This is a genomic window from Streptomyces alboniger, from assembly GCF_008704395.1.
Classification (GTDB): domain Bacteria; phylum Actinomycetota; class Actinomycetes; order Streptomycetales; family Streptomycetaceae; genus Streptomyces; species Streptomyces alboniger.
Window position 1 is genome coordinate 3,402,550 of sequence record NZ_CP023695.1, and the last position, 20,150, is coordinate 3,422,699.

General features: G+C 72.1%; 14 protein-coding genes. 7 read left to right on the forward strand and 7 right to left on the reverse strand.

What is annotated here, in order from left to right; translation table 11 throughout:
- Positions 1–18: 18 nt before the first annotated feature.
- Positions 19–1,866, reverse strand: a complete 1,848-nt coding sequence (locus CP975_RS14900; protein WP_055533745.1) for a glycosyltransferase family 87 protein — start codon at positions 1,864–1,866, stop codon at positions 19–21.
- Between the two features lie 182 nt (positions 1,867–2,048).
- On the reverse strand, positions 2,049–4,274 hold the full coding sequence (locus tag CP975_RS14905) for a D-alanyl-D-alanine carboxypeptidase (RefSeq protein WP_342787952.1): 2,226 nt from the start codon (positions 4,272–4,274) through the stop codon (positions 2,049–2,051).
- 687 nt (positions 4,275–4,961) lie between these two features.
- Between CP975_RS14905 and CP975_RS14910 the strand changes: the two genes are divergently transcribed.
- The 3 genes from CP975_RS14910 (at position 4,962) to CP975_RS14920 (ending at position 7,450) form a co-directional block, all read left to right on the forward strand.
- Positions 4,962–5,723 carry a GOLPH3/VPS74 family protein gene (locus tag CP975_RS14910; protein ID WP_030786217.1) on the forward strand — a complete coding sequence of 254 codons (762 nt, stop codon included), beginning with the start codon at positions 4,962–4,964 and terminating at the stop codon, positions 5,721–5,723.
- Between the two features lie 436 nt (positions 5,724–6,159).
- Complete coding sequence (locus CP975_RS14915; RefSeq protein WP_055530172.1) at positions 6,160–7,017, forward strand: helix-turn-helix domain-containing protein; 858 nt, start codon at positions 6,160–6,162, stop codon at positions 7,015–7,017.
- 223 nt (positions 7,018–7,240) lie between these two features.
- Positions 7,241–7,450 (forward strand): DUF397 domain-containing protein, encoded by a 210-nt coding sequence (locus CP975_RS14920; protein WP_055530170.1) that lies wholly within the window; start codon positions 7,241–7,243, stop codon positions 7,448–7,450.
- A 109-nt stretch (positions 7,451–7,559) separates the two neighbouring features.
- Here the strand turns inward: CP975_RS14920 and CP975_RS14925 are convergent, their stop codons facing one another.
- A complete protein-coding gene (locus CP975_RS14925) occupies positions 7,560–8,399 on the reverse strand; it encodes a hypothetical protein (protein WP_055530168.1) in 840 nt (279 codons plus the stop codon).
- Positions 8,400–8,488: 89 nt separating this feature from the next.
- On the opposite strand from CP975_RS14925, the gene CP975_RS14930 reads away from it, so the two are divergent.
- Positions 8,489–9,283 (forward strand): SDR family oxidoreductase, encoded by a 795-nt coding sequence (locus CP975_RS14930; protein WP_055530166.1) that lies wholly within the window; start codon positions 8,489–8,491, stop codon positions 9,281–9,283.
- Between the two features lie 9 nt (positions 9,284–9,292).
- Here the strand turns inward: CP975_RS14930 and CP975_RS14935 are convergent, their stop codons facing one another.
- Both CP975_RS14935 and CP975_RS14940 read right to left on the reverse strand, forming a co-directional pair.
- A complete protein-coding gene (locus tag CP975_RS14935) occupies positions 9,293–10,411 on the reverse strand; it encodes an ADP-ribosylglycohydrolase family protein (protein WP_055530164.1) in 1,119 nt (372 codons plus the stop codon).
- Positions 10,412–10,572: 161 nt separating this feature from the next.
- Positions 10,573–12,984, reverse strand: coding sequence for a tetratricopeptide repeat protein (locus tag CP975_RS14940; RefSeq protein WP_055530162.1), 2,412 nt, complete (start codon positions 12,982–12,984; stop codon positions 10,573–10,575).
- A gap of 182 nt (positions 12,985–13,166) precedes the next feature.
- Here CP975_RS14940 and CP975_RS14945 point away from each other — a divergent pair, with 182 nt between their 5' ends.
- A complete protein-coding gene (locus CP975_RS14945; RefSeq protein WP_246201522.1) occupies positions 13,167–14,600 on the forward strand; it encodes an FG-GAP-like repeat-containing protein in 1,434 nt (477 codons plus the stop codon).
- 43 nt (positions 14,601–14,643) lie between these two features.
- Positions 14,644–16,050, forward strand: coding sequence for an FG-GAP and VCBS repeat-containing protein (locus tag CP975_RS14950; RefSeq protein ID WP_150476980.1), 1,407 nt, complete (start codon positions 14,644–14,646; stop codon positions 16,048–16,050).
- A gap of 42 nt (positions 16,051–16,092) precedes the next feature.
- Here CP975_RS14950 and CP975_RS14955 read toward each other — a convergent pair whose 3' ends face one another.
- Positions 16,093–18,687 carry a bifunctional FO biosynthesis protein CofGH gene (locus CP975_RS14955; protein ID WP_055530177.1) on the reverse strand — a complete coding sequence of 865 codons (2,595 nt, stop codon included), beginning with the start codon at positions 18,685–18,687 and terminating at the stop codon, positions 16,093–16,095.
- A gap of 73 nt (positions 18,688–18,760) precedes the next feature.
- A complete protein-coding gene (locus CP975_RS14960) occupies positions 18,761–19,624 on the reverse strand; it encodes an LLM class F420-dependent oxidoreductase (RefSeq protein ID WP_055530160.1) in 864 nt (287 codons plus the stop codon).
- Positions 19,625–19,729: 105 nt separating this feature from the next.
- Between CP975_RS14960 and CP975_RS14965 the strand changes: the two genes are divergently transcribed.
- A complete protein-coding gene (locus CP975_RS14965; RefSeq protein ID WP_055530158.1) occupies positions 19,730–20,062 on the forward strand; it encodes an antibiotic biosynthesis monooxygenase family protein in 333 nt (110 codons plus the stop codon).
- Positions 20,063–20,150: the final 88 nt, after the last annotated feature.

Sequence of the window (20,150 nt, forward strand, 5' to 3'; positions counted from 1 at the left end):
CCGGGCGGGCGCGGGCTCTCAGCGGCTCAGCTCCTCCGGGCAGGGCGTGCCGCGCGGCAGCTGGTAGGGGGAGCCGAGCCGGTAGGTGCCGGCCTTCGGGGCGAGCAGTTCGATCCACTCGTCGCCGTTGTGGTCCTCCTTGGCCTCCACCAGGCAGCCGTGGACGTTGGCGTACTCCTTGGGGCGCCGGTCGTTGAGCGCGCGGCGCTGCTTCGAGGCCTCGGTCTCCTGGGGCCGCGCCACGCCCTTGCCCTCGGCGTCGACGACGCTCAGCCACGGGGAGTACGGGATGCGGATCAGGACGCGTCCGGGCCGCTCCACCCGCAGCTTCATCTCGCCCTGCTCGGCACGCTCCACGACGGCGTGCGGCTCGGCGAGCGGCGTCGGGTCGAGGACCTCGTACAGCCGCCAGTCGGAGTCGACCCACACCTGCTTCAGATACGGCAGGCCGTCCTTGATGAGCTGCGCCTCGCGCTTGCCGCCGTCGCCGTCGGGCTCGCCCTCGGGCAGCACCACGTAGTGCACGGCCCAGCGCTGGAGCCATTCGCGGTAGTTCGCGGAGTTGAGGGTGTCGTCGTAGAAGAGCGGGTTGCGCTCCATGTCCGCCTGCCTGTTCCAGCCGCGGGCGAGCTGGACGTGCGGGGCGAACGCGGACGCCTCGCGGTGGCTGCGGGCGGGCACGATCTCGACGCGGCCCTTGGCGGCGCCCACCTCCCGCAACTCGTCGATCAGGGGCGACACCTCACGCGTCCAGGACGCGACGGGCCTCGTGTGCACGATGTCGTCGCCGGTCTTGTACCCGATCCACCCGGTGAACCCGGCGAGGGCCAGCACGATCGCGTACCACTTGCGGGACTTCTTCACGGTGTACGGCAGCGCGGCGAGCAGCACGACGCCGGTGAAGCACATCGCGAGGCGGGTGATGTTGGAGCCGATCTGGGAGTTGATCACCCAGACGCCGAGCACGAACACGGCGTACACGGCCGTCGTGATCCGCACGGTCTTCCACTGCTTCGGTACGCAGAAGTAGACGCAGACCGCGCAGATCAGCGGCGGGGACGCCGAGCCGATCGACATCGGCTGGGTGCCGGAGAACGGGAAGAGCCACGCGGACAGGCCCACGACGACGGCGGGCGCGACCCCCAGCGCGTACGCGCCCGGGTAGCGCTTGCTGAGGAAGAGCGCGACGGCGACGAGCCCGACGAAGAGGCCGGCCACCGGGCTGCCCATCGTGGCGAGGGCGGCGAACGGCGCGGCGACCAGCGCCTTGGCCCACCGCTTGTAGCGCCAGCGGTACGGCCAGCAGAAGACGGCGGCGACCGCCATGAGCGCGAACATCTGGCCGAGGCCGTAGGTCACACGGCCCGACACGGCGTTGCAGAACAGTGCGAAGACACCGGCGAGGGCGGGCCACATGGGCTGCTTCACGGCCCGGCTGCGGACCAGGATCATCGTGAGGAAGGTGGCGGAGAGCGTCCCGGCGATCATCATCGTCGTCCGCACGCCGAGGACCGACATCAGATACGGCGAGACGACGCTGTACGACACCGGGTGCATGCCGCCGTACCAGGCGAGGTTGTACGCCGAGTCGGGGTGCCGCCCGACGAACTCGGCCCAGGCGTCCTGCGCCGCGAGGTCGCCGCCGCTGTTGGCGAACGCGAAGAACCAGATGATGTGCAGCACGGCGGCGAGCGCCGTCGCGAGGGTCACCGGGTGGCGCAGGAGGCGCGGCAGCCGCTGGTCGTCGGCGGAGTCGGATTCCCGGGAGGGCGGCGTTGGTATTCGCGGGCCCGTGCCCGGGCTCTCGCCCTCGCTGCTGTCCGGCTGTGCGTCGTTTTCGGCGCGCGTCGGCTCTGTTGTGGCCACTGAAGGCTCTCCCCGTGTCGTCCTGTCCCCGGGGTCGAGGCCTGCGAGGAGTCCGTCCCGGAACACCCCGTCCTCGGCTCCGGCGTACTGCCCCCCGAGCTTGTGACGCTAGCACGCGCGCGCGGGGGGAGGCCCGGGGTGGGGCTTCCCCCCGCGGGGGTGCGGCTGGTTCCCGCCCCGGCTCAGCCGACGCGGCGCAGCTTGGCGCCGAGGCCCGGTTCCGCGAGGTCCTTCTGGAGGGCCACGGGCACCTCGACGGCGTCACCCTTGCCGTCGCCGACGCTCAGCACGCCGACCTTGGTTCCGGCCTTCGCCGTGTGCGGTACGGGCTTGCCCTTGTTCTCCTCCAGCATCAGCTTCACGGTGAGGCCGGACCAGCCCGCCGCGGAGACGTCCTTGGTGGCGACGACCGGAGTCGTGCCGCCCAGGCCGTCGTCGACCTGGCCCACCACGTCGCCCTTCTTCACGATCTTCTTGGCGGTGAGCGCGTCCTGACCGGCCTCGATGAGCTTGCGGGTCACGCCGGTGACCTCGTCGATGTTGGCGACGCCGTTCTTCCCGTACTGGCCGAGGGCGGCGCCGATGATCGTCTGGGTCTCGCCGCCGACCTTCTTCTCCGCGGCGAAGAGGATGTTGCCGCCCGCTGCCGTGGTGGTGCCGGTCTTGATGCCGATGGCGACGGTCGGGACGAGGCCGAAGTAGTTGTTCTGCTGGTCGCCGTTGAGGTCCTTGTAGCTGGGCTGGCGGGAGATCTCGTTGAAGACCGGGTTCTCCATCGCGGCGCGGCCGAGCTTCACGAGGTCCTCGGCGGTGGAGACGGTCGTCTTGTCGAGGCCGCTGGGGTCCGTGTAGTGGGTGTTCTTCATCCCCAGCTCCTTGGCGGTCTTGTTCATCTTCGCGACGAACGCGTCCTCGGAGCCGCTCTTACTGTCCCAGCGGGCGAGCAGCTTGGCGACGTTGTTGGCGGACGGCAGCATCACCGCTTGCAGCGCCTCGTACTGGGTGATCTTCTGGCCCTCGGTGACCTTGACGACGGACTCGTTCTCCGGCTTGCCGGTCTCGTAGTGCTTCTGCGCGGCGGCGTCGACGGGGATCTTCGGGCCGTCCTTGCCCTTCTCCAGCGGGTGGTCGCGCAGGATCACGTAGACCGTCATGACCTTGGCGATGCTGGCGATCGGTACGGGCTTCTGCTCACCGGACGTGCCGAACGAACCGAGGCCGTTGACGTCCATCGCGGCCTGCCCCTGGGACGGCCACGGCACGGACGGCTTGTCGCCCTCGAAGGACACGGACTTCTGCGCGGTGAGGGTCAGGGTGGGCGCGGGCAGCGGCCGTACGGCCTGTACGACCGCAAAGACGACCACCAGGAGCAGCACCAGCGGCGTCCAGATCTTGACCCGGCGCACGGCGGTGCGGACGGGGGTCTCGGGCGGCGGCGGGGTGTTGGTCAGCTCGGCGAGCAGGTCGATGGGGGGCTTGGGGGGCAGCGGCTGCTGCGTGGTCCGTTCCACTGGGGGCGGCGGCTGGGGGGCGCCGGCCTTGGGTCCGCCCGCGGCCGGGGCCGCGGGGCCGGCCTTGGGTCCGGCTTTCGGCTCGGCCTTCGCCCCGCCCTTCGGCTCGGTCTTCGGCTCCCCGGCCTTGGGCGCGGCCTTGCCGGCGGGCTCGTCGAGGGGCTTCAGAGCGACGAACTTACTGGTCCGCTCGGCGTCCCGCTCAACTTCCCGCCCAGCGTTTGCAGCGCCCTTTGCGGGACCCTTGCCTGCACCCGTGCCGGCACCCTTGGCGGGGGCCTCGCCGCCCAGCTTGAGCATGGTGGTCGGCTGATCCACCGCAGGCTTCAGGGAGGGAGCCTTGAACACGGCGGTAGCTTGATCAACCCCGGCGAACTTGTCGTCGGGGGTGGGGGGCTTGGTGCCGGTGGGGGCCTTGGGGCCCTCTTCAGCGGGGGCGTCGCTCTTGGCGGCGGGGGTTTCCGCGGCCGGGGCATCGTCCTCGGCGGCCGGGGCTCCCTTGGCCGGGGCACCGCCCTCAGCGGCCGGGGCTTCCTTGGCTGGGGCATCGATCTTGGCAGCCGGGGCTCCCTTGGCCGGGGTGCCACCCTCGGCAGCCGGGGCTCCCTTGCCCGGGTTGCCACCCTCGGCAGCGGGGGCACCCTTGGCCGGGGCATCGTCCTCGGCAGCCGGGATTCCCTCGGCCGGGGTGGCACCCTCGGCAGACGTGGCTCCCTTGCCCGGGGCGTCGCCCTCGGCAGCGGAGGTCTCCTCGCGGGAGGCAGCGGAAACCTCTGCCTCGGCAGAAGCGCCCTCCACCTGGTCGGCGCCCTCGCCGGGAAGCTCGGCCCCCTCGGCAGAAGCGTCCACCCCGGCGCCCTCGCCAGAAACCGCGCCCTCGCCAGACACAGGCTTCACCGAAGAGTCACCCTCACCGGAACCAGCACCCTCACGGGACGCACTGCCCTCGGCAGAAGCACCCCCCTCCGCACCGGCGCCCTCGCCAGAAGCCGCGCCCTCGCCAGAAGGCTCGTCCGACGTGGCGACCCACGCCGCCACCGCGTCCCGCAGCCGCGCGTCACCCTTCACCTCGCCACCGGAGGACTCCGGGGCACCCGAGTCACCCGATTCACTCGGGGCACCCGAAGTACCCGGAGTACCCGAGTCACCCCCGGCCTCCGACGCCTCGGAGGGCTCAGGAGCCTCGTCCTCCCCGCCCGCACCGGCGCCCCGCGCCGCCGGGATCTCGCGGGCCACCGCGAGGCGCGGGTCCCGTTCCCCCTGTGCCGGCGCGGAGGGATCCGCCGCAGTCGGGTTCCCCGACGACTTCCGCTGCTTCGACCTGTCGGGGGTCTCGCCCGCCACCGATGCCTCCTCGTACGCCATGCCGTATGCCGATGCTGATGCTTGCCGTGTGCTGGCCGTGCGCCAAATCCGGTCCGGACCCACTGTCCGAACCGTGTACCAGTGTCCTGTGTGAGGGCTTAACCCCCGTGGTAGACGAGAACGACATACCTACTGGTTCCCGTACATCCCGCCCACGCGCTCTCGACAGATGAATGTGAGAGGGGTCACCCTGTCATTCATCCACGCGGGGAGGCATGGATGGGCAGGAGCCGCAGAACAATTCCGGAGGAGCTTCTGCTGCTCGCTTTGGACCCGGCCACGGGTACCACAGCGCAGCCGCAGTCGCTCGACCTCGGTCTGGCCGGAGCACAGCTAGTGGAGCTGGCACTGGCCGGACGGATAGCCCCAGACGGGGATCGTATCGCCGTGGTGATGCCACGGCCGACCGGAGATCCGACTCTGGACTCCGCACTGGAACTGCTGCGCAGGCGCGGCAGCCCGGTCCGGGCGGTCCACTGGATCGGCGGGCCCCGGCTGGGGCTGCGCCAGATTTACCTCTCGCATCTGGAGCGGTGCGGCATGGTGCATGCCGTGGCGGGCCAGATGTGCGGAGTGCTGCCGACGACTCGCTATCAGGCGACGGACACGGCGATCAGCCGGGACATCAGGGCCCGGCTGGATTCGGCGATCCGCACCGGCGTACCGCCGGACCCGCGGACCGCGGCGCTCGCCGCGCTGGCCCACGCGGTCGGTCTCGGCAAGCATCTGTACCCCGGGAACGAAGGGCGTTCATCGCGCTCCCGCCTCCGGGACCTGATCAGGCACGACCCCATGGGCGGTCTCGTGGCGCACGCCGTGATGGACGTCCAGAACGGCGTGGCCGCTCAGCCGCGCCGCAGCGCCGCACCGGCAGCCCCCACGGGTGCCGGCGGCCGGCAGCCGGCCAGGGCGGCGGCGGACCCGGACCGGATCCCGATGCAGCCGCGCCGCGGATCCATGGCACGCGCCGTGGCCCACTGAGCACGGCACCACCAGCACGTTCACCGCTCGGCATCACCAGTGCATTCACCGCTCGGCACCACCGCACATTCACCGCTCGGCACCATGAGCGCGTAACCGCTCGGCACCACCCGCACGTAACCGCTCAGCACAAGGCACCTACGCACCAGCGCGCACGCACCACCACACCAGCGCCGCACCGCAGTCCCCCAGACCCGGTTCGGGAGCCGCTGGGCCGCGCGGGGAGTGGGACCGGACCGTCCGGACGACGACACCCCGGCACCACCACCCGCGCGGCCGCACACCCTCCGGCGCCGCCAGGGACGGCCCGCACCCCACACAACCGCCCGCACGTTCGCACATCCGCTGTTTCCCAGCGGTGCCCCACACGTTGGTGGCACTCTGCTGAGCAGTAGATACGCAAAATCGTGGCAGGCAAGCCGGAGGTGCACGTCCCGTGGCGTCCAATGTCAATCCCACCGTCAGGCGACGTCGCCTGGGCCAGGAGCTGCGCCGGCTCCGTGAGCTGAAGGGCATGACGGCCGAAGAGGTCGCCGAGCGTCTGCTCGTCTCGCAGTCGAAGATCAGCCGCCTCGAGAACGGCCGCCGCTCGATCAGCCAGCGCGACGTCCGCGACCTGTGCGGTGTCTACGAGGTCGAGGACCACCGCATCGTCGACTCCCTGATGCAAATGGCCAAGGATTCGCGGCAGCAAGGCTGGTGGCACTCCTTCGGCGACATCCCGTACAGCGTGTACATCGGCCTGGAGACGGACGCCGCTTCCTTGCGCGTGTACGACCCGCAGGTCGTCCCCGGCCTGCTCCAGACCCGCGCCTACGCCGAGGCGCTGATCACCGGCGCGCTCCCGGAGACCACGACGAGCGACATCGAGAAGCGTGTCCAGGTGCGCATGAGACGCCAGGACCGCATCGCGGCGCCGACGAATCCGCTGCGTCTGTGGACCGTCCTCGACGAGTCCGCGCTGCGCCGCGTCGTCGGCTCCGAGCAGCTGATGCGCGAGCAACTGGAACACCTTGTGGAGCAGTCGCAGCTGCCGCATGTGACGGTCCAGGTGATCCCCTTCGAGCTGGGCGCGCACCCGGGCCTCAACGGCCAGTACGCGATTCTGGAATTCCCCGACGCCGCCGATTCCAGCGTCGTCTACATCGAGGGCGTCACCAGCGACCTGTATCTGGAGAAGGCGAACGACGTCCAGCAGTACAGCGTGATGTACGAGCACCTGCGGGCCCAGGCGCTGAACGTGGAGCAGTCACGCAGGCTCATCACGGAAATCTCGCAGGGCTACGCCCGCTGACCGAGGGGCTGCGGCACCGCCCCCGCGCGGAAAAACCGGCACGGTACACCCTTGCCGCGTCGGGGCGGAAGACCCCCCTGGTATATGCCATCCGGTCGAGTGAATAGCCCCTTCACGCGCCGAAGTTGGCGAGTAGCGTCATTCACGCCATCGAGCAACAGCGTTGGCGCACACCGCGATGCGCGGTGAAAGCAACTCATCAACTGGTCGAACCGGAGTGAACATGGCAATCCAGCAGGGTGTTTCGCATACGTGGGTCAAGTCCTCGTACTCCACCGGGAACGGCGCGTGCGTGGAGGTCAAGTCCCCGCAGCCGACCGGCATTTCGGTGCGCGACTCCAAGGTCGCGGCGGGACCGGTCCTCGCCTTCCCCGCCGACTCGTGGAACGCGTTCGTCAGCGAGGTGAGCCGGGGGGCTGCCGATCTCGCGTGACGCCGACACACAACCGCATAAGCAGCACCGAATGAGCCCTCTCGACTGGCCCGCCGTCCCGGCCGAGGGGGCTCGGCCCTGCGCCGGGCCCCCTCGCCCTCGCCTCCCGTCAGCGCAACTGGTCGACATACAGGTCCGTGCCCGGGACGGTCGGGATGAAAGGCGCCACCAACTCCACCTGGCCGAGGCCGGATTCGGCCACCGACGTGTCCCGACCGGCGAAGTGCGCCTCCCAGCACGCGCGCGGGTCCTCCTGGAGGAACCACAGCAGCGTCAGCCGGGTGTCCACGCCCTCGACCTGCTTCACGTACGTCATCCGGTCACCCGGCAGCGGGGTCGGCCGGAAGACCGTGACCATCGCGGCCGGCGAACCGGCGAGCACACTCGGCAGGTGCCGGCTGCGCAGCCACTCCAGCAACTCGGCTCTGCGCACGGCGCTTCCGGCGTCCACGACCTCAAGGACGAGGCCCTGGTAAGGGTGGTCGAGCGCATGGAAGTCGCGCGGGCCCGCCGCGCCGTCCCGGTAGACGGTCGCCTCGTGGTCCTGGAACGCGGTGAAGACGTGGGTGCGCTCCTGATGGACGCGGCCGTCGCGGTTGAGGCGCTTGTTGATCCCCACGGTCCACTTCATGTGGTCGTCGTAGCGGCCCTCCGTGATCCAGTACGTCGAGAGGTAGCAGCCCGCGGTGACCGGCTCGGCGACCGCGGACTCGGCCGGGTAGCGCAGGAGTCGCAGCTCGCGTGTGGCGACCCAGCGGCGCCCCGCGTACATCCACGGCATGGCCATCGCCCCGGCGTAGTAGTGGTCGTCCTCGTACCAGCGGTTGTACGCGTACTCGTGCCCCGGGTGCGGCTCGACCAAGGTGATCAGAGCGTGTCCCGGGCGCACTCCGTAGGGCCCGACGGCAGCCAGTTCGGCGTATGTGTCGCTGCGGGTCTCGTGCGTCATGCCGCTGCCCTACCCTTCTCTTCCTTCGCCCGGTGGACGCCCATACTCTGACGCTCCGTCAGTAAAACTGCCAGAGCCTGGAGGCGCCCATGTCGTCGTCGCTGCTCACCGGAAAGACCGTCATCGTCTCGGGCGTCGGCGCCGGGCTCGGCCACCAGGTCGCGGCGGCCGTCGTGCGCGACGGGGGCAACGCCGTGCTCGGGGCGCGCACCGGGGCGCGTCTCGCCGCGTCGGCCGCCGGGATCGACCCCGGGGGCGCGCGTACCGCGTACCGGGCGACCGACATCACCGACGAGCGCCAGTGCGAGGCCCTCGCCGGGCTGGCGTGCGACCGGTTCGGGGGGATCGACGCCGTCGTCCATGTCGCCGCGTGGGACAGCCACTTCGGCGGCCTGGAGGACGCGGACTTCGATACGTGGAAGGGGGTTGTCGACGTCAATCTGCTCGGCACCCTGCGAATGACCCGAGCCTGTCTGCCCGCGCTCAAGGAGCGGCGGGGCGGTTCGGTGGTCTTCATCGGCACGCAGTCGGCGGTGGCGGCGCCCTCGCAGGTGCGGCAGGCCGCGTACGCGGCGTCCAAGGGGGCGCTGACCTCCGCCATGTACTCCCTGGCCCGGGAGCTGGGGCCGCACCGCATCCGGGTCAACACCGTGCTGCCGGGGTGGATGTGGGGGCCTCCGGTGGAGGCCTACGTCCAGTTCACGGCGGAGTCCGAGGGGGTTTCGGCGGCGGAGGTGCGGGAGCGCCTCGCCGCGCGGATGGCTCTTCCCGATCTGGCGACGGACGGGGATGTGGCCGACGCGGTGGTCTTCTTGGCGTCGGAGCGGGCGCGGGCGATTACGGGGCAGTCCCTGCTGGTCAACGCCGGGGAGCTGATGCGGTAGTTCGTCGTCTCAGGCGCGCGGGTAGCGGGCGAGCCAGCCCGGCGAGGAGACGGCGGGCCCGTGCAGGGCGGGGCCCTGGGTCATCTCCATGGCGAAGTCGTCCGCCAGCTCCAGCATCGTGGGGCGGCCCTCCAGCTCCGTGAGCCAGCCCGGCGGGAGCGCGGTCTCCCCGTGCAGCGCACCGAGCAGCGCCCCGCACAGCGCGCCCACGGCTGCCGACGCCCCGCCGTGGTTGACGGCGAGCCGCACGCCGTGGCGGATGTCCTCACCGACCAGGGCGCAGTACACGGCGGCGGCGAGCGCCCCCTCGGCCGTGCCCTCCGCGAGCAGCTCCTCGACGCGCGCGGGCGTGGGCATCCCCTGGCGCACGGTGCCCAGCGCGTGCCGGAGCGCGTCCGCGACGGGCGGGTGGCCGGGGTGGGCGGCGAGCAGGGCGAGGGCCCGCTGGACCGCCCCGTCCAGGGACTCGCCGCGGGCGAGGCCGTGCACGATGACGGCGTGGGCGCCGGCGGAGAGGTAGGCGGTGGGGTGGCCGTGGGTCTGGACGGCGCACTCGACGGCCAGTTGCAGGACGAGCTGCGGCTCCCAGCCGACGAGAAGGCCGAAGGGCGCCGATCTGACGGCGGCCTCGGGGCCGCGCTCGTCGGGGTTCTTGGGGGTGGCCACGGTGCCCATGACGATGTTGCCGAGCCCGAGGAGGCAGGCGCGGGGCGGGTTGCGGCGCGCGTAAAGCCACTCCTCGCGGGCCAGCCAGCCGTCCTCCTCGCGCCGCTCGTCCGGGCCCCAGTCGCTCTGGGTGGCGGCCCAGCGGCGGTAGGCGCGGTGCAGGTCGGTCGGCGGGTGCCAGGCGCCGGTGTCGCGGCGCACCTGGGCGCGTATGAGGCCGTCGACAGTGAAGAGGGTGAGCTGGGTCGCGGCCGTCACGGCGCCGCGTCTGCCGTAAGCGGAGGCGGGCTGGGTGAGGCCCGCGTCGCCGTGGGCCTTTCGTATCTCGTCGAGGGAGAGCCCGTCGACGGGCGCCCCGAAGGCGTCGCCCACGGCGGCTCCGAGGAGCGTGCCGCGCACGCGGCTGCGGAAGTCCTGCTGCTCGGCGCGGCCCCAGACACCGGTGGCTGCTGCTGTGGCCACAGGACCTCCCTCAGTGCCTCGATGTGCCTCGCCCGGTTGCGGCTGCGCAGCACTGTAATCGAACGGGAACGATCGATCCTGACGGCAAGGGGAATGCGAGGAGTCGCCCTCGGGGTCGCTTGTGAACGACGTTCACCGGACCTTCGCAGTCGCTGCGAATCCTACGGAATTTCTCGTTCCGAATCGCCCAGGATCCGCTCCCTCTGCTCCCGCGCCCATGCGTACCCGGGATCGACCCGCAGCGCCTCCTCCAGGGACGCCACCGCCTCGTCCAGGCGACCAAGCGCCTCCAGGGACAGGGCCCTGCTGCCCCCCGCCCACGCGTAGGCGGGGTCGAGGTCCAGCGCCGACTCGTACTCCGCGACAGCCTCCTCGTGACGGCCCGCCGCGCGCAGGACGTCGCCCCGCTCGCCCCGGATGCCCGGCATGTCCGGGGCGAGGCTCTGGGCGCGGTCGAGGTCGGCGAGGGCGCCCGGCCCGTCGCCGAGCTGGTGCCGGACACGGGCCCTTCGGGTCAGCGCCCAGACGTAGTCCGGCCACAGGGCGATCGCGCGGTCCAGGTCGGCGAGGGCCTCTTGGGGGCGGCCGAGGACGAACTTGGACTGGCCGAGGCTGCCCAGGGTCAGCGGGTCCTCCGGGTCGAGGCCGTGCGCCCGGTCCAGCCAGGGCAGCGCTTCCTCCGGGCGGCCCATGCGCCGGTAGGTCTCGCCGCGCTGGCGCGCCACCCACGCCGCGTCGGGCGCAAGATCGGCGGCCTCGGCGAGGTGGCGCAACGCGCTCTCGTACTCGCCGAGCGCCCGGTAGGTCACCGCGAGGTCGTGGTGGCCCCAGGGGTCGGCCGGGGCCAGCGCGATGGCGCGCTCGTGGTCGCCGAGCGCCTCCCGCAAACGGCCGAGGAGGAAGAGTCGCAGGCCGTGGGCGTTGTGCGCGGCGGCCCTGCCCGCGTCGTCGAGACCGCCGCGGGCCAGCAGCAGCTCCAGGACGCGCAGCGGCCCGGACACCTCGTCGGCGAGCGCCGCCCGGCAGTCGTCGGACCAGGACCGCAGGTGCCCCGCGTCCGTGTCGTCGGCCGCGTCCGCGACGGCCCGCGCCCACTCGCGTGCCACGGCCGTGTCCACGCGGCACGCGTCGACCCCGTCCCGCAGCACCGCCGGCAGCGCGGCACGGGGCCGGGCGCACAGCCGGTGGTACAGCTCCTCCACCCGCACGGCCCGCCACGCGGGACGCGTCCAGGGGTGCCCCGGCCCGCGCCGGTCCTCCTCCTCCAGCGCGCCGCGCCGCCGCCCGTACAGCTCCGCGAGCCCGGTGTGTCCCGCGCTCCACCGCTCGGGGGCCGAGCTGCGGCGCAGGCGCAGCATCGGGGCGCGTACGACACTGTGGTAGCGGGCCGCGCCCCCGCGGTCGGTCCCTACGAACGGCATCGCGCGCAGCCAGGCGTACAGCTCCGCCGGGCTCTCGCCGCCCTCGCCGCCCTCGCCGGTGGCGGCGCGGACGACCTCCTCGTCGAGGCGGCGGGGCAGCGCGCACGCCAGCGCGGCCGCGCGGCGCGCCGGGTCCTGCTCCCCCTTCAGGAAGCGCTCGACGGCCGTGGCGCTCGGGTCGCCCACGTCGCCCGGGTCCGCCGGGCCGCTCTCGGCGAGGGTGGAGACGAGTACGGGCAGCCGGCCCGAGAGGCGCAGCACCTCCGTGACCACCGGCTCGTCGGTGACGCCCTTGGCGGCGAGCAGGACGCGCGCCTCGGCGTCCGTGAAGGGCCGCAGCGGCAGATCGGCGGCGAAGTCCGCGGCGCCCTCCCAGCGGGTGGGGTCGAGGGGGCGCTGGCCCGCGGTCACCAGGACGACGTTGGCGGGGAGTTCGCCGTAGCGGTCGGTCGTCATCATGTCGTGCAGCCAGCGGTCGAGGAACGGTGCCGTCCGCTCGTACGTGTCGAAGAACAGGGCCAGCCAGGGCGCGGTGTCGGCGGCCTCGGCCAGTTCGTCCAGGAGCACGGGGGTGAGCACGCGCTCCGGTTCCAGGACGAGGCGGGCGTCCTCCTGGGTGCGGAAGCGGGACCGCAGCCGGTCGGCGCCCCGCGCGAGGCGGTCCGCGTCGACGACCCCGGCGAGGGCGCCCACCACCGGCACCATGCCGAGGCCGACGACCCCGGCGCGGGCCGCCACGGCGCTGCCCGTGGACGGCGCGTCCGGATCGGGCTCGCGCACGGCCGCCGCGACGGCCTCGTGGCTGCGCTGCCGGTAGGTGGCGAGGGCCCGCTCCAGCCGCTTCACGCCCCGCCCCTGCTGGGCGAATTGGGCGGACAGCTCGGCGACTGCCTCGGGGATGGAGGCCGCTCCCTCGTCGATGTGGGCGACGAGCGCGCCGCGGTCCCTCGCCAGCTGCGCCAGCTCCCGCACCAGGGAGGTCTTGCCGACGCCCGCGGGGCCGTGCACGTGGAAGAGGAACCGGTGGCGGTCGTCGTCCGGCGGCAGCTCGAAGTTCTCGCGGAACATCCGCAGTTCCTCGCGCCGCCCCACGAAGCCCGCCCGCCGTCTGCGCCGGATCAGCTCCTGCATCGACACCCTCGCCCGCGCCATCCCGCCCCTCCCGTGTCCTCCGGCGTACGGCCAGTCTCACGCACGCCTACTTGGCGCGGGGTGAACGGCGGCCGTCGGCCGTCGAACGTCCGGATCACGTAACGGAGTTCCTGCGGTGTACAACCTTCACTTTCGGCCACCTGTCTCCTGTTGTGTCACAGACGTACCTCACAGGAGGCTCAGTGCCCCGCCGCACACTCATCACCGCCATCGCCGTCGCCGCCCTCACGGCCCCGCTCGCGATCTCCGCCACCGCCGGTACCGCGACGGCCGCGCCCCAGCCGCCCCGCACCCCGGTGACCGACTTCAACCACGACGGGTACGCCGACCTCGCGGTCGCCGCGCCCTTCGGCACGGTAGACGGCGTCGAGAAAGCGGGCTACATATCCGTCGTGTACGGCACCGCGTCCGGGCCCGGCACGGCACGCCACCAGGTCATCGACCGCTCCACGCCGGGTGTCCCCGGTGCGCCCGCGGGCACGTACGCCTTCGGTTACCAGATGTCCCCCGGCGACCTGGACGGTGACTCGTACACCGACCTGCTCGTGTCCGGCGGTGACGACGACGGCAACAAGGCCACCGTGCTCTGGGGCTCCAAGGACGGCCTGACCGGCCAGGACACCGTCCTGCCGTACCGGTACGCCGATTTCGCCCTGGGCGACTTCAACGGCGACGGCAAGCGCGACCTCGTCGTGAACTCCGACCCGAGCGACGACCCGAACTACTCCGGGATGACGATCCAGTACGGGCCCTTCACCCGGGACGGCAAGACGCGCACCCGCGACAGCATCACCACGGACGACAGCGGCAACTCGGGCCTGCGCTCCTTCATCACCGGCGACATGACGGGCGACGGCGTCGACGACATCGTCACCACGCACGGCTTCGAGGAGATGCAGCACGAGGCCCGCTTCTGGAAGGGTTCGAGGACCGGCGTCAGCCACACCTCGAAGTACCTCGACACGGCGTACAGCGGCACCGTCGGCGACGTCGACGGCGACGGGTACGGCGACCTGATCACCCGCGACATCGGCGGGGTGAGCGAGGAGATCGACTCCGCCCCCGGCAGCATCACCATCCAGTACGGCACCTCCACCGGCCCCACCAACGCCCGCAAGAAGGTCATCACGCAGGCCACCGCGGGCGTCCCCGGGGCGAGCGAGCAGGGCGACGCCTTCGGCGCGTCCCTCAGCGCCGGTGACGTGAACGGCGACGGCAAGGCGGAGGTCGCCGTCGGCGTCCCCGGCGAGAGCCTCGACGCGGCCACCGGCACCGGCGGGGTGATCCTGCTGAAGGGCGCGTCCAAGGCCGCGGGCGGCATGACGGGCAAGGGCGCCGTCGCCTACAACCAGACGACCGCCGGGGTCCCCGGGGTCTCCGAGGCGGGCGACGACTTCGGCCGCCAGGTCTCCCTCACCGACCTGAACAAGGACGGCAAGGCCGACCTGACCGCCACGGCCCCCGGCGAGGACGGCACGTACGCCGACTCGGGGGCCCTGTGGAACCTCTTCGGCTCCGCGACCGGCCTGACCACGACGGGCGCCACCACGCTCAGCCCGGTGAAGCTCGGCGCGCCGGAGAAGGACGCCAAGTTCGGCCACACGCTCGTCGGCTGACCACCCCCGCCCCGAACCCCTCCCCCTCTCTCTGGAGAACCAGTTGCGACGCTCCCTCACGGCCGCCCTCGCGGTCACCACGCTCCTCACGCCGCTCGCCCTCGTCGCCACGGCGGGCTCCGCGTCGGCCGCCCCGGTGCCGCCGCGCACCCCGCTCGTCGACTTCAACCACGACGGGTACGCCGACGTCGCGATCTCCTCGGTCGGCGGCTGGCAAGGCACGACGCCCGGCACGGTCACGGTCATCTACGGCTCGGCCTCGGGCCCCGACACCGCCCATGCGACCTTCGGCCGCGCCACCCCGGGCGTCCCCGGCGACCCGCAGGACGGCGGACGCTTCGGCTCGCAGACGGCTGCCGCCGATCTCGACGACGACCAGTACACGGACCTCGTCATCAGCGGCGACGGCAACGCCGTCGTCCTGTGGGGTTCGGCGTTGGGCCTGCACGGCGAGAAGAGCACCGAGCTGCCCTGGCGCGGCAGCGACGTCACCGCCGGCGACTTCAACGGCGACGGCAAGCGCGACCTGGTCACGGGCGACATCGAGGGCGAGCCCGACCCCGGCGACGACCTCTTCGGGATGTCGGTGTCGTACGGACCGTTCACCCGCGACGGCAAGGCCGCGAGCAAGCAGCAGGTGCCCACCCAGCGGGAGTTCGGCGAATCCGCCTTCGTGGTCGGCGACGTCACGGGTGACGGCGCCGACGACATCGTCTCCAGCCACGGCTTCGAGGAGCGGGCGTACGGCAGCCAGTTCTGGAAGGGCGGCAAGAACGGTGTGAGCACCACGTCCACACCGCTCGCCGCCACCTACAGCGGGGCGATCGCCGACGTCGACAAGGACGGCTACGGCGACCTGATCGTCCGCGACATCGGCAACAACTACGAGGACATGCCCTACCAGAAGGGCACGGTCCTCGTCAGGTACGGAACGCCGGACGGGCCCTCCGCGACCCGCACCGCGAAGATCACCCAGGACACGGCGGGCGTCCCCGGCGTCGGTGAGGTGGGTGACGAGTTCGGCTCCTCGATCAGCGCGGGCGATGTCAACGGCGACGGTTACGCGGACGTGGCCGTCGGTATCCCGGGCGAGGACATCGACGCCGTCACGGACGCGGGCAGCACCGTGCTCCTGAAGGGCTCCCGCACCGGCCTGACCGGCACGGGCGCGCAGGCCTTCCAGCAGTCCACGACCGGGGTGCCCGGCGTCTCGGAGAAGAACGACAAGTTCGGCGCCCAGGTCCTGCTCTCCGACACCAACAAGGACGGCAAGGCCGACCTGACGGCGACCGCGCCCACGGAGGACGGCACCTACGCCGACTCCGGTGCCGCCTGGTACCTGCGCGGCGCCGCGCGCGGCCTCACCGTCACCGGCATCGCGTCCTACAGCCCGAGGTCGCTCGGACTTCCGGAGGACCGCGTGGAGTTCGGCGGCGCGCTGACCCGCTAGGGCCTGTCCGGTCAGCGCCCGCCCTGCTGCCGCTGAGGGACGTCAGTCCACCAGCGGCAGCAGCTCCGGCAGCTGTCCGTCCGAGGCCTTCGCCGCCCGCTGCCGCTCCTCGGGCACCTCTCCGTAGAGCGTCGTACGCGGCTTCGCGGGCCGCCCAGCAGTCTCCGCGATGGCGATCAGGTCCTCGATGGAGCGGTAGGAGCCGTAACTGGAGCCCGCCATGCGGGAGATGGTCTCCTCCATCAGCGTGCCGCCGAGGTCGTTCGCGCCGGACCTGAGCATCTCGGCGGCGCCCTCCTGGCCGAGCTTCACCCAGCTGGTCTGGATGTTGGGGATGTGCGGGTGCAGCAGGATCCGCGCCATCGCCGTCACCGCGCGGTTGTCGCGGGTGGTCGGCCCCGGCCGGGCGATGCCCGCGAGATAGACCGGCGCGTTCGTGTGGATGAAGGGCAGCGTCACGAACTCCGTGAAGCCGCCCGTCTCCTGCTGGATCGCGGCCAGCGTGCGCAGGTGGCCGAGCCAGTGGCGCGGCTGGTCCACGTGGCCGTACATCATCGTGGACGAGGAGCGGATGCCCAGCTCGTGCGCGGTCTTGATGACCTCGATCCAGGTGGCCGTCGGCAGCTTGCCCTTGGTGAGGATCCAGCGCACCTCGTCGTCGAGGATCTCGGCGGCCGTCCCCGGGATCGAGTCGAGCCCCGCCTCCTTGGCGGCGGTCAGCCACTCCCGTATCGAGAGCCCGGTCCTGGTCGCGCCGTTGACGACCTCCATCGGCGAGAAGGCGTGCACGTGCATGCCCGGCACCCGCTCCTTCACCGCCCGCGCGATGTCGAAGTAGGCGGTGCCCGGCAGGTCGGGGTGGATGCCGCCCTGCATGCACACCTCGACGGCGCCGACGTCCCAGGCCTGCGCGGCCCGGTCGGCGACCTGGTCGAGGGAGAGGGTGTACGCGTCGGCGTCCGTCCTGCGCTGCGCGAAGGCGCAGAAGCGGCAGCCGGTGTAACAGACGTTGGTGAAGTTGATGTTGCGGGTGACGATGTACGTGACGTCGTCGCCGTTGACCGTCTTGCGGATGTCGTCCGCGACGGCGCAGAGCGCGTCGAGCGCGGGCCCGTCGGCGTGCAGCAGCGCGAGCGCCTCGTCGTCGGTCAGCTTCGTCGGGTCGTCGGCGGCCGTGGCGAGGGCCGCGCGGACGTCGCCGTCGATGCGGGAGGGGACCATGCCGGGCGCGGCCTGCTCGCGCAGCGCCTCCCAGTCGCCGTACACCTCGTCGAAGTCGTCGCGCCGGTCGGCGGTGCGGCCCTCCGTGTCGATGGTGCGGTGCAGGTCGGTGCGGCCGGAGGAGGCGACGTACCCCTCGTCGGGCTCCTGCCAGGGGTGGCCCTCGACGACCGCGTCGGGGAGGGCGAGGCCGGTCTCCGGGTCGGCGAGCGCGCGCAAGTGCGGGAGCAGGCGCGGGTCGAGCCAGGGTTCGCCGCGCTGGACGAACTCCGGGTAGACGCAGAGCCGTTCGGCGAGCGTGAAGCCCGCCGCCGCCGACCGCTCGGCCAGCTCGTCCAGCCGCGGCCACGGCTTCTCGGGGTTGACGTGGTCGATCGTCACCGGGGACACGCCGCCCCAGTCGTCGATGCCGGCGCCGATGAGCCGCTCGTACTCGCCCGCGATGAGATTCGGCGGGGCCTGGAGGTTGCCCGCCGGGCCCATGATGTGCCGGGCGACGGCGATCGTGGCGACCAGGTCGTCGATCTCGGCGTCGGGCATGCCGCGCATCGCCGTGTCCGGCTTGGCGCGGAAGTTCTGGATGATCAGTTCCTGGATGCCGTGGTAGGAGCGGGCCACGCGGCGCAGCGCGAACAGTGACTCCGCGCGCTCCTCGTACGTCTCGCCGATGCCGATGAGCAGCCCGCTGGTGAACGGCACCGAGGAACGTCCGGCGTCCTCCAACACCCGAAGCCGCACCGCCGGTTCCTTGTCGGGCGAGCCGTAGTGCGGCTGGCCCGGCTCGCTCCACAGCCGCTCCGACGTCGTCTCCAGCATCATGCCCATGCTGGGCGCGACCGGCTTGAGTCGCTGGAAGTCCGTCCACGACATCACTCCGGGGTTGAGGTGCGGCAGCAGCCCCGTCTCCTCCAGGATGCGGATCGAGATGGCACGGACGTACGCGATGGTGTCGTCGTACCCCTCGGCCTCCAGCCACTCGCGGGCCTCGGGCCAGCGGTCCTCCGGCTTGTCGCCGAGCGTGATCAGGGCTTCCTTGCAGCCCATCGCGGCGCCGCGCCGCGCGATGTCCAGGACCTCGTCCGGGGACATGAACATGCCGTGCCCGTCGCGGCGCAGCTTGCCGGGGACGGTCGCGAAGGTGCAGTAGTGGCACTTGTCGCGGCAGAGCCGGGTGAGCGGAATGAACACGCTCTTCGAGTACGTGATGACGCCCGGCCGGCCCGCCGCCTCCAGGCCCGCGTCACGCACCCGGGCCGCGGACGCCGTGAGGTCGTCGAGGTCCGCGCCGCGCGCCTGGAGCAGGACGGCGGCCTCCGTCACGTCGAGCGCGACGCCGTCCCTGGCCCGCCTGAGCGCGCGTCGCATGGCGTTCGCGGTGGGTCGTCCGGCCTTGTCGGGCTGCGCGCTGTTGGTCATGTCTCCGAGCATACGAGCGACAACACCTGACCTGTACAGATACTTCCGACCACTCCGCCGGGGGCGTCCCTGGCTACGGATTCACGTGCCGCTGTGCCGCGTCGAGCGCCCCGCACACCTCCGCGTCCCCGCCCGCGGGCAGCTGCACGATGACCTCGTCGACGCCCAGCTCCGCGTAGTGCGCGAGCTTGCCCGCGTCGGGGACGACGCCGGTCAGCGCCACGTACAAGTCGTCCGGCTCGCGTCCGGCGTCCACCCACGCCGTGCGCAGCGCGGGCAGCGCCTCGCGCAGGCCGCTGCCGCCGATGGGCATCCAGCCGTCGGCGTACTCCGCGATGTGTGCGAAGAGCCCGGGGCCCGCGGCCCCGCCGATGAGCGTGCGCGGACCGTACAGCGGCCCTCTCGCGAGCCGCTTGCGGGGCGCGCGCCGCGGCTTCGGATGGGCCTCGCTCGGCCGCACCGACCCGAACTCGCCCTCGTACTCCGTGGGCTGGTCCGCCCACAGCGCCCGCATGAGCGCCATCCGGTCCCGCACGACGGCCCGCCGCCGGGGCCACGGGACGCCGTGGTCCTCGGCCTCCTCGCGGTTCCAGCCGTAGCCGATGCCGAGGGTGACGCGGCCGCCCGAGAGGTGGTCGAGGGTCGCGATCTGCTTGGCGAGATCGATGGGGTCGTGCTGGGCGACCAGGGCGATGTTGGTGCCGAGGGCGATCCGCTCCGTGACGGCGGCGGCCTGGGCGAGGGCGAGGAAGGGGCTGAGCATCCGCGTGCACTCGGGCGGCAGCTCGCCGCCGGGGTAGGGGGTTTCCGGGGGCACGGGGATGTGGGTGTGCTCCGGGACGTAGAGGCCGTCGAACCCACGCCCCTCCAGCTCCCGGGCCAGCCGCACGGGGCCGATCGTGGCGTCGGTCAGGTACAGGGTCGCGGAGATGCGCACGGGTGCCTCCGGAGGTGTCGGTGCTTCCTCGGTGCTTCCTCGGCACTTCCTATCCCCGCAAGGCCGGTTGGTCCAGGGCCGCGCGCATGTGACTAGGCTCCGGGGATGACCGACGACAGCTCGCCCGTCACGTTCATCAACGTCTTCGAGATCGCCGCGGACGAACTCGACGCGTTCGTCGAGAAGTGGGAGCAGCGGGCCCGCCTCATGCGGGACAAGCCCGGGTTCATCGACTCCCGGATGCATCGCGCCCGGTCGTCGGACTCCCGCTTCCAGCTCGTCAACGTCTCTCACTGGGAGAGCCAGGAGGCGTGGGAGGCGGCCACCGCCGATCCCGATTTCGCGTCCCGTACGCAAGCCGCGCGCGAGCAGACCCGGCAGCCGGTCACGCCCAACCCGGCGGTGTACGACGTCGTCGTGGAGCTGACCGCCCCCTAGGGCGGGATGTTTCGCGGCCACCGGGTGGAAATCCGTCAATCGTCTTCCCTTGCCGCACAGTTCACGGCTCAATACCAGGGTTGCCCGC

Bases quoted from the DNA above. Each gene is read 5' to 3' on its own strand.
- CP975_RS14910 (WP_030786217.1), top strand. From the start codon at position 4,962: ATGGGCAGGAGCCGCAGAACAATTCCGGAGGAGCTTCTGCTGCTCGCT.
- CP975_RS14920 (WP_055530170.1), top strand. From the start codon at position 7,241: ATGGCAATCCAGCAGGGTGTTTCGCATACGTGGGTCAAGTCCTCGTAC.
- CP975_RS14925 (WP_055530168.1), bottom strand. From the start codon at position 8,399: ATGACGCACGAGACCCGCAGCGACACATACGCCGAACTGGCTGCCGTC.
- CP975_RS14930 (WP_055530166.1), top strand. From the start codon at position 8,489: ATGTCGTCGTCGCTGCTCACCGGAAAGACCGTCATCGTCTCGGGCGTC.
- CP975_RS14940 (WP_055530162.1), bottom strand. From the start codon at position 12,984: ATGGCGCGGGCGAGGGTGTCGATGCAGGAGCTGATCCGGCGCAGACGG.
- CP975_RS14955 (WP_055530177.1), bottom strand. From the start codon at position 18,687: ATGACCAACAGCGCGCAGCCCGACAAGGCCGGACGACCCACCGCGAAC.
- CP975_RS14965 (WP_055530158.1), top strand. From the start codon at position 19,730: ATGACCGACGACAGCTCGCCCGTCACGTTCATCAACGTCTTCGAGATC.